The 23,013-nt window shown below is 67.8% G+C and carries 22 protein-coding genes, 1 tRNA gene and 1 pseudogene; 7 read left to right on the top strand and 17 right to left on the bottom strand.

Annotation, left to right across the window (positions count from 1 at the left end; all coding sequences use genetic code 11):
* Window positions 1-3: 3 nt before the first annotated feature.
* Window positions 4-768 carry a peroxide stress protein YaaA gene (yaaA, locus tag C6W92_RS02850; RefSeq protein ID WP_129431562.1) on the top strand — a complete coding sequence of 255 codons (765 nt, stop codon included), beginning with the start codon at window positions 4-6 and terminating at the stop codon, window positions 766-768.
* On the opposite strand, the pseudogene C6W92_RS02845 reads toward yaaA, so the two are convergent.
* Both C6W92_RS02845 and C6W92_RS02840 read right to left on the bottom strand, forming a co-directional pair.
* Window positions 753-2,956: pseudogene (locus tag C6W92_RS02845) on the bottom strand (response regulator). The gene yaaA and the pseudogene C6W92_RS02845 sit on opposite strands and share 16 nt — an antisense overlap.
* A gap of 84 nt (window positions 2,957-3,040) precedes the next feature.
* On the bottom strand, window positions 3,041-4,216 hold the full coding sequence (locus C6W92_RS02840; protein ID WP_129431561.1) for an acetyl-CoA C-acyltransferase family protein: 1,176 nt from the start codon (window positions 4,214-4,216) through the stop codon (window positions 3,041-3,043).
* Between the two features lie 202 nt (window positions 4,217-4,418).
* On the opposite strand from C6W92_RS02840, the gene C6W92_RS02835 reads away from it, so the two are divergent.
* On the top strand, window positions 4,419-6,131 hold the full coding sequence (locus C6W92_RS02835) for a hypothetical protein (protein ID WP_129431560.1): 1,713 nt from the start codon (window positions 4,419-4,421) through the stop codon (window positions 6,129-6,131).
* On the opposite strand, the gene C6W92_RS02830 is transcribed toward C6W92_RS02835, so the two are convergent.
* The 4 genes from C6W92_RS02830 to C6W92_RS02815 form a co-directional block, all read right to left on the bottom strand.
* Window positions 6,115-6,840, bottom strand: coding sequence for a metallophosphoesterase (locus C6W92_RS02830; protein WP_129431559.1), 726 nt, complete (start codon window positions 6,838-6,840; stop codon window positions 6,115-6,117). The two genes, C6W92_RS02835 and C6W92_RS02830, sit on opposite strands and share 17 nt — an antisense overlap.
* A gap of 371 nt (window positions 6,841-7,211) precedes the next feature.
* Window positions 7,212-8,360: an alpha-D-ribose 1-methylphosphonate 5-triphosphate diphosphatase gene (locus C6W92_RS02825; protein WP_129431558.1), complete on the bottom strand. Its 1,149-nt coding sequence runs from the start codon at window positions 8,358-8,360 to the stop codon at window positions 7,212-7,214.
* Window positions 8,357-9,091: an alpha/beta fold hydrolase gene (locus C6W92_RS02820; RefSeq protein ID WP_129431557.1), complete on the bottom strand. Its 735-nt coding sequence runs from the start codon at window positions 9,089-9,091 to the stop codon at window positions 8,357-8,359. The genes C6W92_RS02825 and C6W92_RS02820 overlap by 4 nt, the downstream gene beginning before the upstream one ends.
* 430 nt (window positions 9,092-9,521) lie before the next feature.
* On the bottom strand, window positions 9,522-10,775 hold the full coding sequence (locus C6W92_RS02815) for an FAD-dependent monooxygenase (RefSeq protein ID WP_129431556.1): 1,254 nt from the start codon (window positions 10,773-10,775) through the stop codon (window positions 9,522-9,524).
* Window positions 10,776-10,826: 51 nt separating this feature from the next.
* Here C6W92_RS02815 and C6W92_RS02810 point away from each other — a divergent pair, with 51 nt between their 5' ends.
* Entirely contained in the window at window positions 10,827-12,176 is a 1,350-nt protein-coding gene (locus tag C6W92_RS02810; RefSeq protein WP_129431555.1) for an amidase family protein, read from the top strand.
* A gap of 48 nt (window positions 12,177-12,224) precedes the next feature.
* On the opposite strand, the gene C6W92_RS02805 is transcribed toward C6W92_RS02810, so the two are convergent.
* The 3 genes from C6W92_RS02805 to hisF are packed head-to-tail and all read right to left on the bottom strand — an operon-like array spanning window position 12,225 to window position 13,595.
* Window positions 12,225-12,515 carry a Dabb family protein gene (locus C6W92_RS02805; RefSeq protein ID WP_104017515.1) on the bottom strand — a complete coding sequence of 97 codons (291 nt, stop codon included), beginning with the start codon at window positions 12,513-12,515 and terminating at the stop codon, window positions 12,225-12,227.
* Between the two features lie 4 nt (window positions 12,516-12,519).
* Window positions 12,520-12,834 (bottom strand): phosphoribosyl-ATP diphosphatase, encoded by a 315-nt coding sequence (locus C6W92_RS02800; protein ID WP_129431554.1) that lies wholly within the window; start codon window positions 12,832-12,834, stop codon window positions 12,520-12,522.
* Window positions 12,831-13,595 carry an imidazole glycerol phosphate synthase subunit HisF gene (gene hisF / locus C6W92_RS02795; protein WP_104017517.1) on the bottom strand — a complete coding sequence of 255 codons (765 nt, stop codon included), beginning with the start codon at window positions 13,593-13,595 and terminating at the stop codon, window positions 12,831-12,833. Before hisF ends, C6W92_RS02800 begins: the two co-directional genes overlap by 4 nt.
* Window positions 13,596-13,697: 102 nt before the next feature.
* Between hisF and C6W92_RS02790 the strand changes: the two genes are divergently transcribed.
* Window positions 13,698-14,150 (top strand): DUF302 domain-containing protein, encoded by a 453-nt coding sequence (locus C6W92_RS02790; protein ID WP_129431553.1) that lies wholly within the window; start codon window positions 13,698-13,700, stop codon window positions 14,148-14,150.
* Between the two features lie 16 nt (window positions 14,151-14,166).
* Here C6W92_RS02790 and hisA read toward each other — a convergent pair whose 3' ends face one another.
* On the bottom strand, window positions 14,167-14,889 hold the full coding sequence (hisA, locus tag C6W92_RS02785) for a 1-(5-phosphoribosyl)-5-[(5-phosphoribosylamino)methylideneamino]imidazole-4-carboxamide isomerase (protein ID WP_129431552.1): 723 nt from the start codon (window positions 14,887-14,889) through the stop codon (window positions 14,167-14,169).
* A 138-nt stretch (window positions 14,890-15,027) separates the two neighbouring features.
* Between hisA and C6W92_RS02780 the strand changes: the two genes are divergently transcribed.
* Together C6W92_RS02780 and C6W92_RS02775 are read left to right on the top strand one after the other, a co-directional pair.
* A complete protein-coding gene (locus tag C6W92_RS02780; protein ID WP_129431551.1) occupies window positions 15,028-15,417 on the top strand; it encodes a DUF2147 domain-containing protein in 390 nt (129 codons plus the stop codon).
* A 46-nt stretch (window positions 15,418-15,463) separates the two neighbouring features.
* A complete protein-coding gene (locus C6W92_RS02775) occupies window positions 15,464-15,895 on the top strand; it encodes a VOC family protein (protein ID WP_129431550.1) in 432 nt (143 codons plus the stop codon).
* A 359-nt stretch (window positions 15,896-16,254) separates the two neighbouring features.
* Here the strand turns inward: C6W92_RS02775 and C6W92_RS02770 are convergent, their stop codons facing one another.
* The 4 genes from C6W92_RS02770 to C6W92_RS02755 all read right to left on the bottom strand — a co-directional run bounded on the left by C6W92_RS02770 (window position 16,255) and on the right by C6W92_RS02755 (window position 18,626).
* Window positions 16,255-17,202 carry a glutaminase gene (locus C6W92_RS02770; protein WP_129431549.1) on the bottom strand — a complete coding sequence of 316 codons (948 nt, stop codon included), beginning with the start codon at window positions 17,200-17,202 and terminating at the stop codon, window positions 16,255-16,257.
* Window positions 17,203-17,841: an imidazole glycerol phosphate synthase subunit HisH gene (hisH, locus tag C6W92_RS02765; RefSeq protein ID WP_129431548.1), complete on the bottom strand. Its 639-nt coding sequence runs from the start codon at window positions 17,839-17,841 to the stop codon at window positions 17,203-17,205.
* Window positions 17,842-17,844: 3 nt separating this feature from the next.
* Entirely contained in the window at window positions 17,845-18,432 is a 588-nt protein-coding gene (hisB, locus tag C6W92_RS02760; protein ID WP_129431547.1) for an imidazoleglycerol-phosphate dehydratase HisB, read from the bottom strand.
* A gap of 119 nt (window positions 18,433-18,551) precedes the next feature.
* Window positions 18,552-18,626, bottom strand: a tRNA-Gly gene (locus C6W92_RS02755).
* Window positions 18,627-18,779: 153 nt separating this feature from the next.
* Here C6W92_RS02755 and C6W92_RS02750 point away from each other — a divergent pair.
* Window positions 18,780-20,309, top strand: coding sequence for a Na/Pi symporter (locus tag C6W92_RS02750; protein WP_129431546.1), 1,530 nt, complete (start codon window positions 18,780-18,782; stop codon window positions 20,307-20,309).
* A gap of 63 nt (window positions 20,310-20,372) precedes the next feature.
* On the opposite strand, the gene C6W92_RS02745 is transcribed toward C6W92_RS02750, so the two are convergent.
* Genes C6W92_RS02745 through C6W92_RS02735 form a run of 3 tightly spaced genes read right to left on the bottom strand, consistent with a single transcriptional unit; the run spans window position 20,373 to window position 22,944 of the window.
* On the bottom strand, window positions 20,373-21,944 hold the full coding sequence (locus C6W92_RS02745) for a GMC family oxidoreductase (protein ID WP_129431545.1): 1,572 nt from the start codon (window positions 21,942-21,944) through the stop codon (window positions 20,373-20,375).
* Between the two features lie 27 nt (window positions 21,945-21,971).
* Window positions 21,972-22,496 carry a Twin-arginine translocation pathway signal gene (locus C6W92_RS02740; RefSeq protein WP_129431544.1) on the bottom strand — a complete coding sequence of 175 codons (525 nt, stop codon included), beginning with the start codon at window positions 22,494-22,496 and terminating at the stop codon, window positions 21,972-21,974.
* A gap of 52 nt (window positions 22,497-22,548) precedes the next feature.
* Window positions 22,549-22,944, bottom strand: a complete 396-nt coding sequence (locus tag C6W92_RS02735; RefSeq protein WP_104017528.1) for a VOC family protein — start codon at window positions 22,942-22,944, stop codon at window positions 22,549-22,551.
* Between the last annotated feature and the right edge of the window lie 69 nt (window positions 22,945-23,013).

Below are 23,013 nucleotides of genomic sequence, written 5' to 3'. Positions count from 1 at the left end.
CGCATGCTGGTTGTCGTCTCACCCGCCAAGAAGATGGACATGAGTCCCGCTCACGGTATCACGCCCACGTGCCCCGCCTTTCGCACCGAGGCCGAAGAACTGGCGCAGGTGGCGCGCGGCCTCGACGCGGGCGAGTTGCAAAAGCTGATGAAGATCAGCGACAGCCTCGCCCGGCTTAACGTTGACCGGTTCTCCGCGTTCGGCACGATGGAGGTGAAGCCCGCCGCGCTCGCCTTTGCCGGTGACACCTACCAAGGGCTGGAGGCCGGCTCGCTGGACCCGGACGAGATGGCCTGGGCACAGGATCATTTCCGTATCCTGTCGGGGCTTTATGGTCTCTTGCGTCCGCTCGATGCCATCGAGCCCTATCGTCTGGAAATGGGCAGCCGTCTCGCGACTGATCGTGGCAAGACGCTTTACGACTACTGGGGTGACAAGATTGCCCGGACGCTCAAGGCGCAGGCCGAGGAGATCGGCACCGATACGCTTGTGGACTGCGCGAGCCAGGAATATTTCGGCGCGGTCGATCTGGCCGCGCTCGGGCTGCGGGTGGTGACGCCGGTTTTCATGGAAGAGCGGGGCGGCGAGCCAAAGATCGTGAGCTTCTATGCCAAGCGCGCGCGCGGCGCGATGGCACGTTTCATCATCCAGAATCGGTTGTGTGACCCGGAGAGCCTCTCTGATTTCGACACCGGTGGCTACCGGCACGCGCCCGCCTTGTCAGCGCCCGACCGGCCCGTGTTCCTGCGCGATCAACCCGCTGCCTGAGCTGCCGTGCCTTCGGGCGGGCGCAACGCCGGGTCTGCCGCCGCGGTGATGTGCTCGACGATGGCCGCGCGCTTGAGCGGCTTGGGCAGGTAGTGATCGAGCCCGGCGGCGAAGATATCGGCATCGTCCCCCGACATTGCATGGGCGGTCATCGCCACAATCGGTACGTGCCCGCCCGTGTTGGCCTCGATCATGCGGATGGCGCGGGTGGCATCCTTGCCGTCCATCTCGGGCATGGATATGTCCATGAACACGATATCGGGCACCACGCTCTGAAAAAGCGCGACCACCTCGCGCCCGTTCTCGGCGAAGGTCAGGTCGATATCGAGCGTCTGAACCATCTTGGAAAAAACGAGGCGGTTGGTCTTGTTGTCCTCGGCGGCGAGCACCCGCATCGCGCGCGGTGTGACGGGGGCGCGGTTCTTGTCGCACCCGTCACCGGCTGACGCGATGACAGGACCCGGCGCGGAGAGCGCGGCAAGCGCGGTGATGAGATCACGCCGCGCCACCGGTTTCTGGAGCACCGCCTGAACGTCGCCATACGCTGGATCCTGGGCGGCGCTGCCGGAATTGGTGCTCAGCACGATGATGTGCATAGCATACCCCCCCGCACGCAGCGCGGTGGCAAGCTCGAACCCGTCCATACCCGGTATGTGGTGGTCGCAGATGACCAGATCGGGCGCGTCGGCGGCGACAAGATCGAGCGCGGCGCGGGCATCCGCACAGGCGGTTACCTGCCGGCCGAGTGCGCCAAGCTGGCGTTCAAGCAGGGCGCGGCAAGTATCGTGCGGCTCGACCACCAGCGCGCGTGTGAGTGCTGGATCGGGGCCTGCGTCCTCGGGCATGGCTACCTCGGCCGAAGGCAGGGGCAGCGAGAACCGAAGGTCGAGCCGCCCCCCTGTTCCGACTCGACCCACAGATCCCCGCCCATCAGCCGCACAAGCTTGCGCGAGATGGCGAGGCCCAGCCCGGTGCCTTCGAACTTGCGGCTCTGCGCGTCGTCTGCCTGGTTGAATTCGCCGAATATGTGATCGAGCTTGTCGGGTGGAATGCCGATGCCGGTATCCTCGATGGCGATGCGAATATCGGCGTCAGCCCCCTCGTCGGCCTGCATGCCGGTGACGCGGATCATCACGTGCCCGGCCTCGGTGAACTTGACCGCGTTGCCCACGAGATTGGTCAGGATCTGGCGGATACGCCCCGGGTCGCCGATGAACTGCGTCGGCAGGAACAGGTCGTAATCCACCAGCAGGTTGATCCCACGATCGCGGGCATGGGCCTGCATCAGCGTGACAAGCTCGTGAATGCAACGCTCCAGGTCGAAGGGCTCGGGATGCAGGACGAGCCTGTCGGCCTCGATCTTGGAATAGTCCAGCACGTCGTTGATGATGACGAGAAGAGCCTCTGCCGAATGCTTGATGGTGTTGACATAGAGCTGCTGCTCGTCGTCGAGCGTGCCCTCCATCAGCAGGTCGGCCATGCCCACAACTCCGTTCATCGGTGTGCGGATTTCGTGGCTCATGTTGGCGAGAAAGGCGGATTTGGCGCGGTTCGCGGCCTCGGCACGGCGGCGGGCCTCTTTCAATTCCTTCTCGTAGCGGATCGTGGCGGTGATGTTCTGCACCAGGCTAACCATGTCGCCGCCTGCGCCGCGCCGGTCGGTGAGGCGGATATAGTGCCCGTTCCACAACCGGATTACTTCGGGCTCGGGGGCGGGACCCTGCCAGCGGTCGAGCATGCGCTCGCGCCAGGCATGCGGACTCATGTCGCCGATATTGACGATGCCCTCCTCGGTGATGACCTGCAAAATCTCAATATAGCTAACGCCTGGCCGAACCGCCTCGACCCCGTCGAACACGGCAAGCCAGGCGTCGTTGGCGGCGATCATCCGGCTATCGGCATCGAAGAAGGCGAAGCCGTCCTCGATGGTCTGGATCGAGTGCCAGAGCCGGCGTTCGGCGATCTCTATCTTCTCATGGGCGACGCTGAGATCGGATTTGACGCGCTGGTTCTCGTTGCGCACGGTCTGGACTTCGGCGCGTGTCTCGGTGATCTCGTGACTGAGCGCGCGGGCGTGCAGCCCGAGCTTGCGGTTGGCGGCGTGCAGTTCCGCCTGTTTCTGTTCCAGCAGACGTTCGGCGGCGAGGCGCGCGCGCCGTTCCTCTGCCAGCTTGTTTGCCAGGCTCATGCCTGCCCTCCGCCGCGCCGGATCGTGGTCATCCCACAATCCGGCATCGTCGTGAACAAGCGGTTAAAGCTAGAAAATAAAGGCTCAGAGCGTCTCGATGGCGAGCGCGATGCCCTGACCGCCGCCGATGCACATGGTGATGAGCGCGCGTTTGCCCCCGGTCCGCTCGAGCTCGTAAAGCGCCTTGACGGTGAGGATTGCCCCGGTGGCGCCGACGGGGTGGCCGAGTGCGATGGCGCCGCCATTCGGGTTAACGCGGGCGGGGTCGAGACCGAGGCCCTTGTTGACCGCAAGTGCCTGGGCTGCAAAGGCTTCGTTGGATTCCACCACGTCGAAATCCGAGGCCGACAGCCCGGTGCGCGCCAGCAGTTTTTCCACCGCCGGGACCGGGCCGATGCCCATTACCTCGGGGCGCACCCCGGCATGGGCATAGCCCAGAACCCGGGCGCGCGGCTTGAGGCCCGCGCCCTCCGCAGCCTCGGCACGGGCAAACACGAGCGCGGCGGCACCGTCGTTGATTCCGCTTGCATTTCCGGCGGTTACGCTGCCGTCCTTCTGGAACACCGGGCGTAGACCGGCGAGCGCCTCGGGCGTCGTGGGCTTGGGGTGCTCGTCGGTGTCGAAGGGGACCATGTCGCGCTTCACGCGCACCTCGACCGGCACGATCTGCGACTTGAACCGCCCCTCTTCGATGGCGAGCGCGGCGCGGCGCTGGCTCTCGAGTGCGAAGGCGTCCTGGTCGGTGCGGCTAACCCCATGTTCCGACGCGACATTTTCTGCCGTCACGCCCATGTGGCCGGTGCCGAACGGACAGTTGAGCGCGCCGAGCATCATGTCGCGCGTTGTTACGTCGCCCATCTTGGCGCCCCAGCGCTGATCGGGGATGATGAAGGGCGAGCGGCTCATGTTCTCGACACCGCCGGCGAGGCCGAAATCGGCATCGCCCAATATAAGGGATTGCACAACGGAAACAATGGCTTGTGCGCCGGAGCCGCAGAGGCGGTTGACGTTCATCGCGGGCGCCGTGTCGGGAATGCCGGCGTCGATGGCGCTGACACGGCTGACATACATGTCGCGCGGCTCGGTGTTGATGACATGGCCGTAGACCACGTGACCGATCTGCCCGCCCTCGACGCCGGATCGCGCAAGTGCTTCTTTTGCAACGATAGTTCCGAGCGTCGTGGGCGGCGTGCCCGCGAGGCTGCCGCCGAACGTGCCGATGGCGGTGCGGCAGCCGTCGAGAATCACGATATCGGTCATGGGGGTCCTCCCTGTCTGGTTGCATGGAGAGTAGCCACAGGGCGGTCGCGAAGGCAACGGTGACATGGGGGCACATCGGGCGAACCTGCAGGTTCAGCGCACGAACCGGGAGGTTCGCGGGGGAAGCGCGCGGCTTGTCAGGGAATGGGTAAGGTGGTTGTCTGGACAACGCCCCGATATCCCCTTGCGCGAGTGACATGTGATGATGATCCGGACCCATGACGACATCGACGCGGCGACACTCACCACCGCGGAGAAAACCCTGCTGGAGAATTGCCGGGCGGGGGAGCCGACAGTTCTGGGGGATGGCAAGCTGCCCGCTGGCCCGAGCGATGCGCGGACCGTCCGGGCCGACATCCTGCGCTATCTGATCTGCGGGGGGTGCGAGACCTGCCCGACGCAGGATGCGGGGGTGGCTCTGATGGGGGCCTATGTGACGGACACGCTCGACCTGGATTTCGCGACTGCAAAGGGGGTGACTGGACTTCTCGCTTGTCGCTTTGAGACCCAGATCGAGGCGCTGCAAGCGCGGTTCGAAATCCTGAACCTTAGCAAAAGCCACCTGCCGGGGCTGAACGCGCAGGGCGCGCGGGTGACGGGTGATGTTTTCCTGCGCGAGGTGACGGCGACCGAGCAGGTGACCCTGGCTGGTGCTGAAATCGGCGGGCAGTTGGCTTGCGATGGTGCGCGGTTCAAGACTGCAAAGGGTAAGGCGCTGAACGCGGAGGGCGCGCGGGTGACGGGCGACGTGTTCCTGCACGGGGTCACGGCGACGGGGAAGGTCAGCCTGTCCGGGGCCGGAATCGGCGGGCAGTTGGCTTGCGAGGGGGCGCGGTTCGAGAACGCGGAGGGCACGGCGCTGAACGCGCAGGGCGCGCGGGTGACGGGCGCCGTGTTCCTGAGCGGGGTCACGGCGACGGGAGAGGTGAGCCTGTCCGGGGCTGAAATCGGCGGGCAGTTGGCTTGCAACGGTGCGCGGTTCGAGGCTGCGGAGGGCGACGCGCTGAACGCGCAGAAGATGGAGGCTGTGGCAGTCATCTGGCGCGAGGTCGAGGCGGTCAGCGGGGCGGTGGGCCTGAACGGGGCCAGGGTCGGGGACCTGGCGGATGACACGGCGAGTTGGGAGAAGATCGGGCACCTCCATCTCAACGGGTTTCGGTATGAGCGTATTCACGGACCAATGGATACCCGGATGCGGTTGAAATGGCTGGCTAAGGATGCCGTTGCTGCCGAAGAGTTTCGCCCGCAGCCCTATGAGCAGCTTGCCCATGTGATGCAAAGCATGGGGCATACAGGCGACGCGCGGCGGGTACGGTTGGAGAAGGAAATCCTGCTCGCGCGAGACTGGAAACGCCGCGCACTTGAGGAACAACGCGACCTACGTGAGCGGCGCGATGCGCAGGTGACGCCGTCAGATCATCACGAGATTCAGAACCGGCTGGCCAGACTTGGGTTGGAACTGCGCATCAGGCCGCTCTGGCATGGAGCGCTGCGCACGATGGTCGGGTATGGTCATGCGCCACAAAGGGTGCTGATTTGGTTGATTGGCACGATTGCCGTGATGGGATCGTTCTATCTCTGGGTCTGGAACTTTGGCGGCATGGTTCCGAATTCCGACATTATCCTCACCTCGCCGCACTGGGCGCAGGCGATGGCGACCAATCCCGACATGCCTGCCTTGGCGTGGGAGGCGTCGGAGGTGGGGCAGCATTACCAGACCTTTGCCGCCGCGACCTATGCGGCGGATGTGTTCATCCCGCTGGTCGATCTGGGGCAGGAGGCGGCCTGGACCGCGACCACGGCGACCGCATGGGGCAGCGTGGCATGGGTGCTTTCGTGGTTTCTCAAGCTGTTCGGCTGGATCGTCACCGCCGTCGGGGCGGCGGCGATCACCGGGATCATCCGGCGGGAGTGAGGGGCACGCGACCGGTGTCGTCCAGAAGCCAGCAGTCGCGACCCTCGAACACCGCGGGCCAGAGCGCGCGGCCAAACCCGGCGCCGCCGTCGAGGTCGATGCGGTTGCCGAAATGGGCGGGGTGGTCGAGCGCGGTGTGGCCGTGGACCACCAGCCACGGGTGCGGGTCGGGGTGGTCGAGAAACCCCGCGCGGATCCACATCAGATCGTCGGGGCCCTGGGCGTCGAGCGCGAAACCGGGGCGGATCCCGGCGTGGACGAAGAGCAGCGGCCCGGCCTTGTACCAGAGCGGCAGGGAGGCAAGCCAGTCGCGATGCGTCTGCGGCACCTCGGTCCGGGCCTCGGCATGGGCCACCTCCGGGTCGGCTGCGGCGACGCCGTAGGAGGCGAGTGTCGCGGCCCCGCCGAGGTGGAAGTGGAGCCACGCAAGTCCCGAGGACACGCGCGGCGAATGCAGTGTCGCGCTGTCGAGGAAGTCCAGGAACATCTGGTCGTGATTGCCGCGCAGCACCGTCCACGGGCGGCCCTCGGCCTGGCCCAGCATCAGCCGCTCGATCACCGCGCGGCTGTCGGGGCCGCGATCCACGAGATCGCCGAGAAACACCACCCGCGCGCCCGGCCCGCCATCGCGGGCGATGCGGTCGAGCGCCTCTTCGAGAAGGGCGTCCTGCCCGTGGATGTCGGGGATTGCATAGATCGGATCGGTCATGGCGGCATGTAGAGCGCGGGTGGGGCGCGATGTCCAGAGGCGCGCCCATTCACGGTGTCACGCTGCCCGATGGCGGGGGGGGATGGGTGACGTGATGAATGGCCTGGAGCGGACCCTCACAGCTTGGTGCCAATGCGCGGAGTAAAGGCGCGTTCACGCGCCGCCGCGCAGCGCCCGACCGCCCCCCGGGCGGGCGCTTTTGTGACGTCTAACTCCGCACAATTGTTGCAGTATTTGGTACCATAAAGCGAGGACCACATCCGGTTGAGCGCCCACCCGCGGTCGGGCGCTGCGCGGCACCTCGACTGTTGCATGGAATGGCAGGAATAGGCCAACCGCCGCCGCCCGGTTCCGCGCGTCAGGTGGCGGCCCTAGCCCAGGAACCGCGCCGCCGCCTCGCCGGAGAGGTAGCTCACCCGCCCGCCGCTGATCGTGGCCGTGACCCGGCGGGTGGCCGGGTCGATCACCGTGAGGTCGGCGCGCAGGTCGGGGCGCAATTCGCCGCGGTCGCCGAGTCCGAGCATCCGCGCGGGCCCGCGTGAGACGAGGGACCATGCCGCCGCGAGGTCGCAGATGCCGGCATCGACGAGGGCAAAGGCCGCGCGGGCGAGCGAGGGCGGGTGGTAGTCCGAGGCGAGCGCGGTGACGAGACCGGCGGCCACCATCTCGCGCGCCCCGGCGTTGCCCTTGTGCGATCCGTCGCGCACGAGGTTGGGTGCCCCCATCACCACCGCGTCTCCCAACTCGCGGGCGGTCTCTGCCGCGGCCACCGTCTCGGGGAACTCTGCGATGCGCGCGCCGCGGGCATGGGCGGCGTGGCGATCCCCGGCGGTGGTGTCATCGTGGCTGCCAAGGCGCACGCCTTGGGCGGTGAGCCGCGCGGCGAGGGCGTCGAGGGCGGCGGGCACCTCGGCGGCGTTGCCGTGCAGGCGCTGCAGGAGCGCGAGATGCGCCTCGGGGCTGCGTCCGGCCTTGAGCGCCTGCCCGGTGAGGCGCGGTGGGCGTTTGTCGGCAGCCAGCGCCGCGTGGGGGACATGGTCGTTGAACACCACGTAGCCGACGCGGTGGCGCGCGACCATTTCCTCGAGCGCAGGGTAGGCATCGAGAAACGCGGTTTCCAGCCGAAGCTGGACGCGCAGGTCGGTGGCGAGCCCGTCGCGCGCATGATCGAGCGCTGAAAGCATCCGGGCGGCGAACTCTGGCCCGCGCATCCCGCCCTCCCAGCTGACGAACTGCGCCAGCATCGCGGTGGAGATGCCGCTTGCCGCCAGCTCGGCCTCGGCGGCGGGCAGGCCGAGGGCGGGCTCGGCGAGGGCGCCGCGGCGCGGGGCGAGGTGATGCTCGAACCCGTCGCCATGCGCGTCCACCATCCCCGGCAGCACGAGAAAGCCTGACAGGTCAACGCGGCGCGGGGCGGGATCGTCGGTTATCAGCCCGTCGCGCAGGCTGAGCGGGCCGGGGCCGGGGCCGTCGGGCCAGAGGAACTCGGCCCCCGTCAGCGTGAGCGCGGGCAGGTTCATTTCTCGTCGCGCCCGAAGATCACGTCGGCAAGTGTCAGGTCGGGATCGAAGCGGCCATGCGCGAGGAACTCTGTCACCTGCGCGATGACCAGCGGGTTGTTCATCATGAAGGTATGCGTGACCGGCAGGGTGATGTGATCGGCCATGCCCTCTACCCGGGTGGAGGCGACCGAGACCTTGCCATCGTCCGGCCCCGCGATCAGCGAGGAGAAATACGGGTTGAGCGAGCGGTTGCCCGCGATCACGCCGAGCTCGAAATCCACCGGCGGCAGGGTCTCGGGCAGGCCCTCGGGCCCGGTTTCAAGCTGCATCCCCGCCGGGCCGTTGAGCCAGCGAAAGAGTTCCAGCCCGCCCAGTTCGTCCACCAGCTGGCTGCCGTGGTTGGGGGGGGCGAGCATCACCACGCGGCCCAGGTTGGCGGGGCGCTGCTCGGCCAGCCAGACGCGGAGCAGGATGCCGCCCATCGAATGGGTGACAACATGGGTGGTGGTGTCGCCGCAGACGCGGAAGGCGAAGGGCAGGATGTCCTCGGCCAGCCGTGCGATGCGGTCCTCGGTGGAGGGGTAGCCGGGGCTGTAGACGTCAAGGCCGCGTGCCTCGAGCGTCTCCTGCATCACGAGGAAGGACGCGTCGCTGCGCGCCAGCCCGTGCAGCAGCACGACGCAATCAGCCCGCGCCGGGGCGGCGGCGAGGGTGAGGGACAGGGAGAGGAGGAGGGCGCGCCCGATCATGGGTTCGAGATAGGGGGAAAGGGGGCAGGAGGGAAGAGTGCACCGAGCCGGTGTGGAGATTTCGGCGGGTGATGGGGCCGGGCACGTGGTGGACAATGAGGCGGTGCGGGGGGACGGAGAATGGCCTGGAGCGGACATTCGAGTTAGCCGTGCATTGACGGGCCGCGGCGCGGCGATCCCACGGTGGTCCTGCCGCGCTTTATGGCAGCCAAATCCGAGAAAGGCCTGAGCGGCGCGCAGGTTGCAGCCATATCGCCGTGCCGTGAGGGCGGCCCGGCGATGCGCGGCGGCGCGCAAGCGCGCCCCTATTCCGCGCATTGGCACCAAGCTGTGAGGGTCCACTCCAGGCCATTCACACCGCTCCCCACGCCCGCATATGGTCGTGCGGGCCGGTAGTCCGTCTCGGGCGGCTGGCGCTACGGCTGTCCTCTCACGCCTTCATCAGTGCGGGCAGGTCGCCGGTGAGGCCCGCCGCCTCGCGGATGAAGCCGCGGCGCAGGGCGGGCATGTGGCCGATGGCGCCCATGCCGAGATCGCGGGCTGCGCGCAGGAGCGGGTTGTCGTTGGAGAAGAGCCGGTTGGTGAGGTCGGTGGCCATCGCCAGCGTGGCCGTGTCGAAGCGCCGCCATTGCTGGTAGCGTCGCAGAACGTCCGCCGCGGCGATATCCTCGCCGCGGCGCGCGGCTTCGGTCAGGACCTGCGCCAGCGCCGCCACATCGCGCAGCCCGGCGTTGAGCCCTTGCCCCGCGATCGGGTGCATCCCGTGCGCCGCGTCGCCCACGAGCGCGAGGCGGGGGGCGATGAAGCTCTGGGCGACGGTGAGCGAGAGCGGGTAGGTGTAGCGCTTGCCACGGAGCCGGATATCGCCGAGGAAATCGCCGAAGCGCGGGCGCAGCACCTCCATGAATTCGGCATCGGAGAGGGCGGCGAAGCGCGCGGCGGTGGCGTCGGTCTCTGACCAGACGATGGAGCTGACATTGCCGGGCAGCGGCAGGATGGCGAGCGGGCCGGGGGGCATGAAGAACTGGTGCGCGATGCCGTGATGGGGCAGCGCGTGCTCGATGGCGGCGACGAGGGCGGTCTGGCCATAGCCCCACCCGGTGCGTTTTATCCCCGCCCGCGCGGCGGTGCCCGAGGCCCGCCCGTCGGCCCCGATGAGCAGACGCCCGCGCAGCGCCTTGCCCGAGGCGAGGGTGACGGACACGCCGGTGGCGTCTACCTCTTGCCCCGTCACCGTGTCATTCGAGACCTGTGCGATGCGGGGCTCCTCGGCCATCGCCTCCATCAGCGCGCGGCGCAGGAAGCGATCCTCGAGCATGTGGCCCATCGGGCCTTCCTCGATCTCGGCATGGTCGAAATGCATGAAGAAGGGCGACGCCCCCTGGTCCGCGCGCCCGTCAGAGACCTTGATTTCCAGCATCGGCTGGGCGTTTTCCGCCACCCGCTCCCAGACCCCGAGATTGCGCAGGAGCCGCACCGAGGCCAGCGCCAGCGCATAGGCGCGCCCGTCGAAGGCGGCGTTCTTGCGCGCGGGTTCGGGCAGGGCGTCGATCACCGTGCTGGAAAGCCCCGCCCGTGCCGCGGCGAGCGCGAGGGCCGGGCCGTTGAGCCCGCCGCCGACGATGAGGAGATCGCTGTCATGGTCCATGCCCCTAAATATGTCGGTGCGCGCGGGATTGTCCATGCGCCGCTCTGCCGCTAGCAAGGAGCGGAGCACGAAAAACGGGAGCGGGCGATGCAGGACTGGCTGATGATGAGCGCGGGCGATCTGGGGCGGGGGATCGGTCGGGGAGAGATCGACGCGGAGGCGCTGTGCGATACCTACCTGGCCGCGATCGCCGCGCATCCCGCGCGCGACCGCATCTACAGCGCGGTGACCGAGGACCGTGCCCGCGCCGAGGCGGCGGCGGCGGGCGCGCGCGCGAAGGCCGGGCAGCGGCGCGGGTCGCTCGATGGGGTGCCGGTGTGCTGGAAGGATCTCTTTGACAGCGCGGGCGTGGCCACCGAGGCGGGATCGGCGCTTCTGAAGGGGCGGGTGCCGGGGCGCGACGCGGAAGTGCTGCGCAACGCCACGGCGGGGGGGCTGGTATGCCTGGGCAAGACGCATATGAGCGAGTTGGCGTTTTCCGGGCTGGGGCTCAACCCGATCACCGCGACGCCGCCCTGCGTCAACGACGCAGAGGCCGTGCCGGGCGGGTCGTCCTCGGGGGCGGCGGCGAGCGTGGCCTTTGGCCTTGCTGCCTGCGGGATCGGCTCTGACACGGGCGGGTCGGTGCGCATCCCCTCGGCATGGAACGACCTGGTGGGGCTAAAGACCACCGCGGGGCGGGTGTCCTGCGAGGGCGTGGTGCCGCTATGCGCGCGTTTCGACACGGTGGGGCCGCTGGCGCGCAATGTCGAGGATGCGGCGCTTGCCCTCGCCGCTATCGAGGGCGGACGGCCCGCCGATTTGCGGGGCGCGTCGCTGAAGGGTGCGCGGTTTGCCGCGCTGCAAACGGTGGTGATGGATGATCTGCGCGAGGGCCCCGAGGCCGCCCACGCCGCTGCCATCGCGACGCTGCGCGAGGCCGGGGCGGTGATCGACGAGATCGCCGCGCCGGAAGTGGCCGAGGCGATGCCCTTGTCACCGGTGCTTTATACGGGCGAGGCCTATGGCCTGTGGCGCGACCAGATCGAGGCCGCACCGGAGAAGATGTTCGCGCCGATTCTCGAACGGTTCCGCGGCGGCAAGGCGTTCTCCGCCGCCGATTACGTGGCCGCGTGGCGCAAGCTCGACAGCTTGCGCGCGGCGTGGCACGCGCGGGTGGCGGGGTATGACGCGGTGCTCATGCCCGCGGCGCCCAACCTGCCGCCCGATCAGGCGCGGCTGATGCGCGACGACGCGTACTATGTCACCGAGAACCTGCTGACGCTGCGCAACACGCGGGTGGGCAACCTGATGGGGCTGTGCGCGGTGACGCTGCCAACGGGGGTGCCAAGCTGTGGCATCATGCTGTGCGGCAAGCCCAATCAGGAGGAGCGGCTGCTGCGCGTCGCTGCGGCGGCGGAGGCGGCGCTTGGCGGCGGCATGGCCGCGGAAAATTGAAAATTTTCCGGTCCGGACTCTTTTCAAGAGTCCGGGGCGCGCGGGCCCTCAGCCGGCCTTGAAATCTGCGGCGATGCGCAATTCGCGCAGCGGGCGCACGCGGGCGATACAGGCGGCATAGACGGGATGCGCCTTGTAGGCGGCGAGCGCCTCTTCGTTGTCGAACTCGGCATAGACGACGAGATCGACCCGGTCGGCGGATATGGCGTCGCTCTGGAGGTTGCGGCCCACCTCGAAATGGCTGGAATGCGGGATATCCGCGAGCATCATCAGCCCCTCGCGGATGTGCTCGACATCCTCCGGGTTGGTGGCGGAAAAGAAGACGATATGGCGGATCATGGGTTCAGTCTCTCGGGCGGGACGCTTTTTCATTCAGGCCGGATGTGCCCTGGCGGCGCGCCAACTCTGTCATCACGTCATCCAGCGCCACCCCGCGCGATTGCAGCATGACGAGCAGGTGAAAGAGGACATCCGCCGCCTCTGCCGTCAGGCCCTCGCGGTCGCCCTTGACCGCCTCGATGATCGCCTCGACGGCCTCCTCGCCGAATTTCTCGGCGCATTTTTCCGGGCCTTTCGCGAGCAGTTTCGCGGTCCAGCTATCGGACGGGTCGGCGCCGGCGCGGTCGGCGATGATGCGGGCGAGATCGTCGAGGGTCATCGCGAAAGCCTCATCGGGATGCCCGCGGCGGCCATGTGGGCCTTGGCTTCGGCGATGGAATAGGTGCCGAAGTGAAAGATCGACGCGGCGAGGACGGCGGAGGCATGGCCCTCGGTCACGCCCTCGACGAGGTGGTCGAGCGTGCCGACGCCGCCGCTTGCGATCACCGGGATGTCCACCGCGTCGGCGATGGCACGGGTGAGGGGAATGTTGAAGCCTTGCTGCGTGCCGTCGCGGTCCATCGAGGTGAGCAGGATTTCGCCTGCGCCCTTGCTTGCGACAAGCCGGGCAAAATCGACCGCGTCGATGCCGGTGGGTTTGCGGCCGCCGTGGGTGAAGATTTCCCACTTGCCGGGCGCGACGGTCTTGGCGTCGATGGCCACCACGATGCACTGGCTGCCAAAGCGGTCGGCGGCGCGGGCCACCACGTCCGGGTCGGCCACGGCGGCCGAGTTGAAGCTGATCTTGTCGGCACCCGCCAGCAGCAGCGCGCGCACGTCCTCGGGGGTGCGCACGCCGCCCCCCACGGTGAGCGGGATGAAGCATTGTTCGGCGGTGCGGCGGACCACGTCGAACATGGTGCCGCGATTCTCGTGCGTGGCGTGGATGTCGAGGAAACACAACTCGTCCGCACCCGCCGCGTCATAGGCGCGCGCGGCATCGACCGGGTCGCCCGCGTCGCGCAAATCGACAAAGTTCACACCCTTGACCACGCGGCCATCGGCGACGTCGAGGCAGGGGATGATCCGGGTCTTGAGCATATTGTTGCCGTTACAGGAATTTCACGGCGTTGTTTATGGGCATTCCGGTCCGGATGCCAGAGGATGCGCGCATTATCTGTTCCGGAATCGAGGGAGTTTATCATGAAGCGTTTTCTTGCGGCGGCGGCGATGGTCATGGCGGGGCTTCCCGCGCTGGCCAGCAGTGACGATATCGTCAAGGTCAAGTCCTTCTCGGACGTGGGCACCACGATGGACCGGCTGGAAGCGGCGGTGACGGGCGCGGGGGCCAACGTATTCGCGCGCGTGGATCACACGGCGGGCGCGGCGTCGGTCGATATGGAGCTTGCGCCCACGCAGGTGCTGATTTTCGGCAACCCCAAGATCGGTACGCAGGCGATGCAGGACGACCCGGTGGCCGGGCTGTTCCTGCCGATGAAGGTGCTGGTCTATCGCGACGGGGCGGGGCAGGTGTGGCTCGCCTACGAGGACCCCAAGGAGATGTTCGACGACCTCGCGATCGACGATGACGCCGAGTATATCAAGATGATGACCGGCGCGCTGGGCAAGCTGACGGCGAAAGCGGCGGGGCAGTAACGTCCTTGCGCCGCGCTCAGCCCTTGAGCGCGGCGAGTGCGGCGCGCAGGTCGAGCGCGCCGTCGTAGAGCGCGCGGCCCGAGATGGCGCCGTTGAGCGATGCGCCGCAATCCCTGAGCGCGATCAGGTCGTCGAGCGAGGACACGCCGCCCGAGGCGATGACGGGGATCGACACGGCGCGGGCAAGCGCTGCTGTCGCCTCGACATTTGGCCCCTGCATGGCGCCGTCGCGCTCGATATCGGTGTAGATGATCGCGGCGACGCCCGCGTCCTCGAATGAGCGCGCGAGGTCGGTGGCGTCGACCTCTGTCACCTCGGCCCATCCCTTGGTGGCGACGCGGCCCGCGCGCGCGTCGATGCCCACGGCGACCTGTCCGGGAAAGGTGCGGGCGGCCTCGCGCACGAGGCTGGGGTTCTCGACCGCGATCGTGCCCAGGATGACCCGCGCGAGCCCCTTGGAAAGCCACGCCTCGATGGTGGCCATGTCGCGGATGCCGCCGCCAAGCTGCGCGGGAACGCGGGCCTCGGCCAGGATCGCCTCGACCGGGGCGGCATTGACCGGCGCGCCGGCGAAGGCGCCGTTGAGATCAACGAGGTGCAGCCATTCGCAGCCCGCCTCGACGAAGGCGCGCGCCTGCGCCGCCGGGTCGTCGTTGAATACGGTGGCGCGGTCCATGTCGCCGCGCAGGAGGCGCACGGCCTGCCCGTCCTTGAGGTCGATGGCGGGGTAGAGGATCATCGGCGGCGCCCTTCGCTGACAGTGTCGGGCGCGCTTATGCAGGCGTGGCGCGGGATTTGCAACGCGACCCGACGTCAGACTTGATTTGGCCCCGGCCTTGGGCTCAGGTTTTGCCCGATATCTCAGGGAGGAGACGAGATGCGTAAACTGGTGATGATGGCGGCCGTTCTGGGCCTTGGTGCGGGAATGGCCTCTGCCGAGCCGCTTCTGGGCATGTGGCAGACGGCCAAGGATGACAACGGGCATTTCGGCCTCATCCAGGTGGCCCCCTGCGGCAACAAGCTGTGCGGCAAGCTGGTGAAGTCCTACGACGAAAACGGCAACGAGACGCAAAGCGACAATATCGGGCGCAATATCATCTCCGAGACAGTCCCCGTGGGCGGCGGCGAATACAAGGGCAAGGTCTACAGCCCCGACCGCGACAAGACCTACAATTCCAAGCTGGAACTGAAGGGCGAGCGCCTCGAGGTCAGTGGCTGCGTGATGTTCATCTGCCGCGACGGGGGCACCTGGCGCAAGATGCAGTGAGCGCCGCGCGGTTTCGCGCGCCGCCGCGCCGCGCTATGATGGCGGCATGAGTGACACCGACCTGCCCGCCGCGCCCGCGCCCGCCATTCTCGAAGCCGCGCTCTATGCCGCCGACCTGGACGCGGCGGAGCGGTTCTATGGCGGGGTGCTGGAGCTGGAACGGGTCGTGCGGGTGGGCGCGCGGCACGTTTTCTATCGCGTGGGCGACGGCGTGCTGCTGATCTTCAACCCCGGAGAGACGTGCAAGCCGCCCTCGAACCCCGACATGCCGGTGCCGCCGCATGGCGCGCAGGGGCCGGGGCATTTCTGTTTTGCGGTGGACGGCGCGGCGCTCGACGCGTGGCGCGCGCGGCTGGAGGCGGCGGGGGTGGAGATCGAGGCGGATTTCCACTGGCCGAATGGCGCGCGCTCGATCTATTTCCGCGATCCGGCGGGGAATTCTCTGGAGATGGCCGAGCCGAAACTGTGGGCGCGGTAGCATGCGGGGGCTGGGTCTGGTCTGTAGCTGCCGTTGCCGTGAGCCGTGTCATTGCATGTCCGCGGGCAGGCGATCCAACGGTTCTTCAGGGCACTTTATTTCTGCTTTCCCGAAAAACATGCAATTGGCGAGCTAGCTTAGCCAAATCGCCTGTCCGGGGGGCGGACATGCGATGGCGCGGCGGCCTTCGGCCTTGATTCCGCGCCGGGACCAGACGGCAACGTCCGCTCAAGGCCATTCGCGACGCGCGCCCAGCCGCATGTCCGCAGCATGTCACGCCCGACCACCACTTGGCACCAGTGTGCCGGGTGTCGGGCACCTGCGGATCAAGGTCCACTCACAGCGTTGCGCGCGGCCTTTCAGACCTCGCCATCCGGGCCGAAGACCGACCAGCCGGTGCGCGCGGCCAGCCGTTCCATCGCCTCTGTGCCGAGGTGGGAATTGCCGTAGTGGTTGAGCCCCGGCGACCACACCGCGACCGAGGCCACCCCCGGCACGATGGTCAGAATCCCGCCGCCTACGCCGCTCTTGCCCGGCAGGCCCACGCGAAAGGCGTAATCGCCCGATCCGTCGTAATGCCCGCAGGTCATCATCAGCGCGTTGATGCGGCGGATGCGGGCCTGTGACACGAGGCGGGGGGCGCCCGCGCCGCCCACCAGAAAGAGCCCGGCATTGGCGAGTTGCGTGCAGGTCATCTCGACCGCGCATTGGTGGAAATAGGTGCCCAATGTCATCTCGGGCGGGTTGCTGAGGTTGCCATGCGAGCGCAGGTAGTGGGCGAGCGCGAAATTGCGGTGGCCGGTGGCGGTCTCGGAGGCGGCGACGCGGTCATTGATATGGATTGCCTCGTCCCCCGCCGCCGCGCGAATGAAGCGCAGGAGCGCGCCCAGCGCCTCGCGCGGGGTGGCGCCTTCGAGCACGGCATCGGTGGTCACGATGGCGCCCGCGTTGATGAACGGGTTGCGCGGGCGGCCCTTCTCCAGCTCCAGCAGCAGCATGGAATCGAAGGAATGGCCCGAGGGCTCGCGCCCGACGCGATTCCACAAACGGTCGCCCAGCCGACCGAGGGCGAGTGCCAGCATGAACAGCTTGGAGACCGACTGGATCGAGAACGGCACAGCCGCGTCGCCCGCCGTCAGCGTGGGCTGTCCGGGCCGCGCGATGGCGATGGCGAATTGATCGGGGTCGATGGCGGCGAGTTCCGGGATGTAGTCGGCCACCTTGCCGCGGTCGCGGCTGGCGCGGGCCTCTGCCGCGATCTCTTGGAGGATCGCGGGGAGTGGGTCTGGTGCCGTGTCCACGGCCATTCAGGGCCGCCAGCGCAGGAAATTGGCGATGAGGCGCAAGCCGGTGGCCTGGCTTTTCTCGGGGTGGAACTGCGTGCCGAGAATGGTGTCGCGCCCGACGATGGCGGTGACGCGCGCGCCATAATCCACATGCGCCACGAGATGGGCGGGGTCGTCCACACGGAAATGGAAGGAATGCACGAAATAGGCGTGATCGCCTGTCGCGATCCCGTCGAGCACCGGGTGGGGGTGGTCGATCACCAGATCGTTCCAGCCCATGTGCGGCACCTTGAGGGCGGGGTCGGCGGGGGTGATCGCCTCGACCGTGCCGCCGATCCAGTCGAAACCGGGGGTTTCGCCGTATTCCATCCCGCGCGTGGCCAGCATCTGCATCCCGATGCAGATGCCGAGGAAGGGGCGGCCCGCCCGCGTGACCGCGTCCTCTATGGCCTCAAAGACGCCGCGATGATCGTAGAGTTCGCGGCGGCAGGCGGGGAAAGCCCCGTCACCGGGCAGCACGATCCGGTCCGCGTGGCGGATGGTGTCGGGGTCGGCGGTGACGATGACCTCGCCCGTCCCCGTTTCGCGCGCCATGCGCTGAAACGCCTTTTGGGCCGAGTGCAGGTTGCCGCTCTCGTAATCGACGATGACGGTGGTCATTATTTACAAGCTGCCCTTGGTGGAGGGGATCGCGTCGGATTTGCGCGGGTCGCTCTCCATCGCGTCGCGCAGGGCGCGGGCGACGGCCTTGAAGGCGGCCTCGGCCATGTGGTGGCTGTTGATCCCCGCGAGCGCCTCGACATGGAGGGTGATGCCGCCATGCGTGCTGAACGCCTGGAAGAATTCGCGCACGAGTTCGCAATCGAACGTGCCGATTTTCGCGGTGGGCAGGTCCATGTTCCACACCAGATAGGGCCGTCCCGACAGGTCGAGCGCGGCACGCACGAGCGCGTCGTCCATCGGCAGCAGGCAAGCCCCGTAGCGGCGGATGCCGCGCTTGTCGCCGATGGCGTGGGAGAGCGCCTGCCCGAGGGCGATGCCGACGTCCTCGACGGTGTGGTGATCGTCGATATGCAGATCGCCCTCGCAAGCCACGGTCATGTCGATCAGCGCGTGGCGCGCCAACTGGTCGAGCATGTGATCGAAGAAGCCGACGCCGGTGCGGTTGTCGTAGCTACCGGTGCCGTCGAGCGCGATCTCGACGGTGATATCGGTTTCGGCGGTCTTTCGGGTGATCCGGGCGTTGCGCATGGGGCCTCCGCTATTGCGTGGATGCTCTATACTGCGGGCCGCGCCCGCGCGAAAGGGGCAAGCGCCGACCGGACAGGGCGGTTCGCCCCGTCAATCCCGTGATGTGGTCTTGGGAAAAATGGAGCGGGCGAAGAGATTCGAACTCTCGACCCTTACCTTGGCAAGGTAATGCTCTACCCCTGAGCTACGCCCGCGTCCTTGGGTGAGGTGGGAGATACAAAGCCTCGGCTGGGGCTGCAAGAGGAAAATTGCAGGCGCGGGGCAGAAAATTCGAAACGCGCCAGCCGCCCGTGCCGCTTGTCAATCCATCGGCCCCGGCGCATTCTGGCACAGGGCAGGGAACCGAGATGGTGAACGATATCGTAACCGGGCTTGGCGGGGTCGGGCTGTTCCTGCTGGGCATGGAAATCATGACTGATGCGCTGCGCCAGGTGGCGGGGCGCGAGTTGCGGCAGGCGCTGGTGCGGCTGACCGCCTCGCCCTTGCGCGGCGTGGCGACGGGGGCGGCGGCCACGGCGGTGATCCAGTCCTCCACCGCCGTCTCGCTCATCACCATTGGCGCGGTCGGCGCGGGTATCCTGAGCTTTGGCGCGTCCCTGGGCGTGCTCTACGGGGCCAATATCGGCACCACGATGACCGGCTGGATCGTCATGGTCCTCGGGCTGAAGCTCAAGCTAGGGACGCTGGCGCTGCCGCTGCTCTTTGTCGCCGCCATGCTGATCCTGCTTGGGCGGGAGCGTGTGGCGCGGGCCGGGCGCGGGCTGGCCGGGTTCTGCCTGTTGTTCATCGGGCTGGACATGATGCAGGCGGCGACGGGCGGGCTCGGCGCGTGGCTGTCGCCGGAGGTGCTGCCGGGGGATGGCTGGGGCGGGCGGCTCCTGCTGGTGCTGATCGGGGCGGGGATCGTGGTGCTGATCCAGTCCTCCTCGACGGCACTGGCGCTGGCGCTGGTGTTGCTGGGCGCGGGGGCGCTGGGCTTTGCGCAGTCGGCGGCGCTGGTGATCGGCTTCAACATGGGCACGACGGCGACGGGGCTGCTGGCCTCGCTGGGCGGCGGGCGCGCGATGCGGATGACGGCGCTGGCGAACCTGCTGTTCAATATCGGCACGGCGGCCTTGGCGTTTCCGCTGCTCGACCTGGTCACGCCGCTGCTGCATGCCGCGTGGCTGGGCGCGGATGACCAGACGGCGCTGGTGCTGTTTCACACCGGGTTCAACCTCGTCGGTGCGGCGGTGTTCCTGCCGCTGACGCAGCACTTTGCCGCGCTGGTGGAGCGGTTGGTGCCGGAGCGCCCGGTGCCGCTGGCCGAGGGGCTGGATCGGCGGCTGCTGGCCGACGAGGGTGCGGCGCTCGATGCCGCGCAGGCGGTGGCCGACCGGCTGCGGCGCAAGCTGTTTGCGGCGCTGGCGGGGGCACTGGGGCCGGAGGGAGACCTGCGGGCGCTGTCGTCGATCACGGTGCAGGGGCGTGACGCGGTGGCTGCGCTTGGCACGTTCCTGTCGCAGGTGCGCATCGCGCCGGACCGCGCCGACGACGCGGCGCGCCACGCCGCACTCCTGCATCAGATCGACCATTTCCAGCGGTTGTTGGGGCGGTGCGGGCAGCGCGATCGTCTCGCCACCCTGCGGCAGGAGACGCGGCTCGCCCGCGAGGTGGCCGTGGTCGCCGCCGCGCTTCGTCAGGACCGGATGCGCGAACGGCTGGTGGACCTTATCGAGCGCCGCGGGCGTCGTTATCGCCGCGGTGTGTTGTTGCAGGAACATGTGGGCCTTGTGGCCGTGGCCGAGGTGTTCGAGCGCACCGATGCGCTGCGCTGGCTGGTGCGCGTGACGCACCACGCGGCCCGGCTGTCACGGCATGCCCGCGAGGGGCGCTGACGGCTGCTCCCCCGGCGCTCTTGGGGAGAAGAGGAAGGCGCCGGGGGGAGGTGGCGGCGCCTCTCAGAGGTTGCCGCGCGACAGCTCACCGGCGATGTGGTCGGCCTGCCGGATGGCGAGGGCGACGATGGTGAGCGTCGGGTTCTCGGCCGCGCCGGTGGTGAATTGCGACCCGTCCGAGACGAAGAGGTTGGGCACGTCGTGGGTCTGTCCCCACTTGTTTACCACCCCGTCGCGCGGGTTCTCGGACATGCGGTTGGTCCCGAGGTTGTGGGTCGAGGGGTAGGGCGGCGTCGGGAAGGTGCGCGTGGCGCCCACCGCGTCATAGATTGCCGCGCCGCGCTCGTAGGCGTGGGTGCGCATCGCGACATCGTTGGGGTGATCGTCGAAATGCACATTCGCCACCGGCAGGCCGTGCTGGTCGGTGACGTCGTGGTTGAGGGTGACGCGGTTGGTTTCCTGCGGCATGTCCTCGCCGACGATCCACATGCCGGCCATATTCTCATACGCGTCGAGCGCGGTGGTGAACTCGCGGCCCCATGCGCCGGGATCGAGGAACGCCGCCATGAAGGGCAGGCCCAGCGACAACGTTTCCAGCTCGTACCCACCGACGAATCCGCGCGAGGGATCGTGGCGCGCCTCGTCCTGGATGATGCCCGCCATCGTGGTGCCGCGCCACATCTTCACCGGCTGTTCGAACACGCCGTAGACCGAGCCGGTCATGTGGCGCATGTAGTTGCGCCCGACCTGGCCCGAGGAATTGGCGAGCCCGTCGGGGAACATCGACGAGGCAGAGTTGAGCAGCAGGCGGGGCGATTCGAAGGAATTGCCCGCGACGCAGACCGCGCGGGCGCGCTGCATCTGGAGATTGCCGTCGGCGTCGAAGTATTCCACGCCCGTGACCTTGCCGCTGTCATCGTGCAGGATGCGTGCGACATGCGCCTTTTCGCGCACTTCGAGATTGCCGGTGGCCTCGCCGCGCGGAATATCGGTGTAGGCCGCCGACCATTTCGCGCCCCATTTGCAGCCCTGGAAGCAGAACCCGGTCTGCTGGCAGGCCATGCGCCCGTCATATTCCTCGGAGTTGATGGCCATGCGGCCGGTATGGACCTCCTTGTAACCGAGCGCCTTGGCGCCCGCCTCGAACACCTTGTAATTGTTGCAGCCGGGCAGGCCGGGCAGCCCGTTGGTGCGGGTCACGCCCAGTTTCTTCTCGGCCTTGTCGTACCAGGGGGCCATCTCGTCGCCGTCGATCGGCCAGTCCGCGAGGTTGGCGCCCTGCACGTCGCCGTAGTTCGTCGCCGCCTTCCATTCATGGTCCTGAAACCGCAGGGACGCGCCCGCCCAGTGGGTGGTGGTGCCGCCCACGGCCTTGACGATCCAGGCCGGAAGCCCCGAGAAATCGCGCGCCACGCGCCAGTCGCCCGAGGTGGTGCGGGGATCGAGCCAGGCGAGTTGCCCGAAGCTTTCCCATTCGTCGTTGACGTAATCCTCGGGCAGGTAGCGCCCGCCCGCCTCGAGCGCCACCACGGACACGCCGCGTTGCGCCAGTTCATTCGATAGCACGCCGCCGCCGGCGCCGGTGCCTATGACGACGATCACATCGTCGTCGTTCATGTCAAAAGGTGCAGCCATAGTCTTTCCTCCCTTGATGGCTATGGCTCAGAGCCAGGTGATGTCGTCGAAGCCGCGGTTGATGTAGCCGCCCTTGGAATAGGACTCGCCCTCGTAGCCGAAGAGGGGCCAGACCGCTTTCTGGTTATAAAGCCCGGTCACGAGCCCGCCGCGCACCTGCTGGAAGAAGGCGCTGTCCTCCATCCCGCGCAGGATGTCGACGCGGTCGCGCTCCCATCCGACGCTGAGATAATCGGCGTGGCCCTTGCCTTGTGCCGCGGCGTCGAGCGCGGCGATGCCCGCCTCGACGGTGTCGGCGACCTCTGCGTCGTCGTAGCCCTTGACCGCGATGGCGTAGTATTCGTCGCCCACGTGATCGTGCGGGTAGATGTCGCGCGCCATCTGGATCAGCGTGGCCATGCTGTGCGGCTGGAGCGCCTTGGTTTCGAGCGCCCATGCGGCATCGGGGCTGGCCACGAAGCCCGCGCCCACCACGAAGCTTGCCCCGGCGGCCATGCTGCGCGAGAGCAGCTCGCGCCGCGTCAGGCCCCTTTGCTGGCTGATATCTTTCATCGTCTTCCTCCCTTGAATGAAACGGGGCGGCCCTCCCCGGCCGCGCCCGCGCCTATTTGAACCGCCCGCCCCGTTGCAGAACCTCGATCTCGTAGCCGTCCGGATCGGCCACGAAGAAGAACTTGCCGACGAGTTTGCCGTCGGGGGCGAATTCCACGATCTTGCGCGGCGCGAGGCCCTCGTCGGTGAAGCGCGCGTGCTCGGATTCCAGATCCTCGACCAGAACGGCTAGGTGGCCATAGCCGTCGCCGAGATCGTAGGGCTCGGTGCGGCCCTTGTTGACGGTCAGCTCCACCTCGAAGGGGCTCTCGTCGTTGGACATGTAGACGAGGGTGAAGTTTTCGAAATCGAGCCGGTCGGCCACCTCGAGCCCGAATGCGCGCTTGTAGAAATCAACCGACCGCGCCTCGTCGAGAACGCGGATCATGCTGTGAATGGCTTTGGCCATCATGCCCTCCGGAACGTTGCAGTTGGTTTGGAAAGTTTACCAACGCGGGCGCGGGGGCGGGTAGTAAGG

It is taken from the genome of Roseovarius sp. A46 (assembly GCF_004126395.1).
Taxonomy (GTDB): domain Bacteria; phylum Pseudomonadota; class Alphaproteobacteria; order Rhodobacterales; family Rhodobacteraceae; genus Roseovarius; species Roseovarius nitratireducens.
This window is presented reverse-complemented; position numbering and strand designations above follow the sequence as displayed.

Coding starts and splice junctions, on each gene's coding strand:
- yaaA (WP_129431562.1), top strand. CDS start 4: ATGCTGGTTGTCGTCTCACCCGCCAAGAAGATGGACATGAGTCCCGCT.
- C6W92_RS02840 (WP_129431561.1), bottom strand. CDS start 4,216: ATGACCGATATCGTGATTCTCGACGGCTGCCGCACCGCCATCGGCACG.
- C6W92_RS02835 (WP_129431560.1), top strand. CDS start 4,419: ATGATGATCCGGACCCATGACGACATCGACGCGGCGACACTCACCACC.
- C6W92_RS02830 (WP_129431559.1), bottom strand. CDS start 6,840: ATGACCGATCCGATCTATGCAATCCCCGACATCCACGGGCAGGACGCC.
- C6W92_RS02825 (WP_129431558.1), bottom strand. CDS start 8,360: ATGAACCTGCCCGCGCTCACGCTGACGGGGGCCGAGTTCCTCTGGCCC.
- C6W92_RS02820 (WP_129431557.1), bottom strand. CDS start 9,091: ATGATCGGGCGCGCCCTCCTCCTCTCCCTGTCCCTCACCCTCGCCGCC.
- C6W92_RS02815 (WP_129431556.1), bottom strand. CDS start 10,775: ATGGACAATCCCGCGCGCACCGACATATTTAGGGGCATGGACCATGAC.
- C6W92_RS02810 (WP_129431555.1), top strand. CDS start 10,827: ATGCAGGACTGGCTGATGATGAGCGCGGGCGATCTGGGGCGGGGGATC.
- C6W92_RS02805 (WP_104017515.1), bottom strand. CDS start 12,515: ATGATCCGCCATATCGTCTTCTTTTCCGCCACCAACCCGGAGGATGTC.
- C6W92_RS02800 (WP_129431554.1), bottom strand. CDS start 12,834: ATGACCCTCGACGATCTCGCCCGCATCATCGCCGACCGCGCCGGCGCC.
- hisF (WP_104017517.1), bottom strand. CDS start 13,595: ATGCTCAAGACCCGGATCATCCCCTGCCTCGACGTCGCCGATGGCCGC.
- C6W92_RS02790 (WP_129431553.1), top strand. CDS start 13,698: ATGAAGCGTTTTCTTGCGGCGGCGGCGATGGTCATGGCGGGGCTTCCC.
- hisA (WP_129431552.1), bottom strand. CDS start 14,889: ATGATCCTCTACCCCGCCATCGACCTCAAGGACGGGCAGGCCGTGCGC.
- C6W92_RS02780 (WP_129431551.1), top strand. CDS start 15,028: ATGCGTAAACTGGTGATGATGGCGGCCGTTCTGGGCCTTGGTGCGGGA.
- C6W92_RS02775 (WP_129431550.1), top strand. CDS start 15,464: ATGAGTGACACCGACCTGCCCGCCGCGCCCGCGCCCGCCATTCTCGAA.
- C6W92_RS02770 (WP_129431549.1), bottom strand. CDS start 17,202: ATGGCCGTGGACACGGCACCAGACCCACTCCCCGCGATCCTCCAAGAG.
- hisH (WP_129431548.1), bottom strand. CDS start 17,841: ATGACCACCGTCATCGTCGATTACGAGAGCGGCAACCTGCACTCGGCC.
- hisB (WP_129431547.1), bottom strand. CDS start 18,432: ATGCGCAACGCCCGGATCACCCGAAAGACCGCCGAAACCGATATCACC.
- C6W92_RS02750 (WP_129431546.1), top strand. CDS start 18,780: ATGGTGAACGATATCGTAACCGGGCTTGGCGGGGTCGGGCTGTTCCTG.
- C6W92_RS02745 (WP_129431545.1), bottom strand. CDS start 21,944: ATGGCTGCACCTTTTGACATGAACGACGACGATGTGATCGTCGTCATA.
- C6W92_RS02740 (WP_129431544.1), bottom strand. CDS start 22,496: ATGAAAGATATCAGCCAGCAAAGGGGCCTGACGCGGCGCGAGCTGCTC.
- C6W92_RS02735 (WP_104017528.1), bottom strand. CDS start 22,944: ATGGCCAAAGCCATTCACAGCATGATCCGCGTTCTCGACGAGGCGCGG.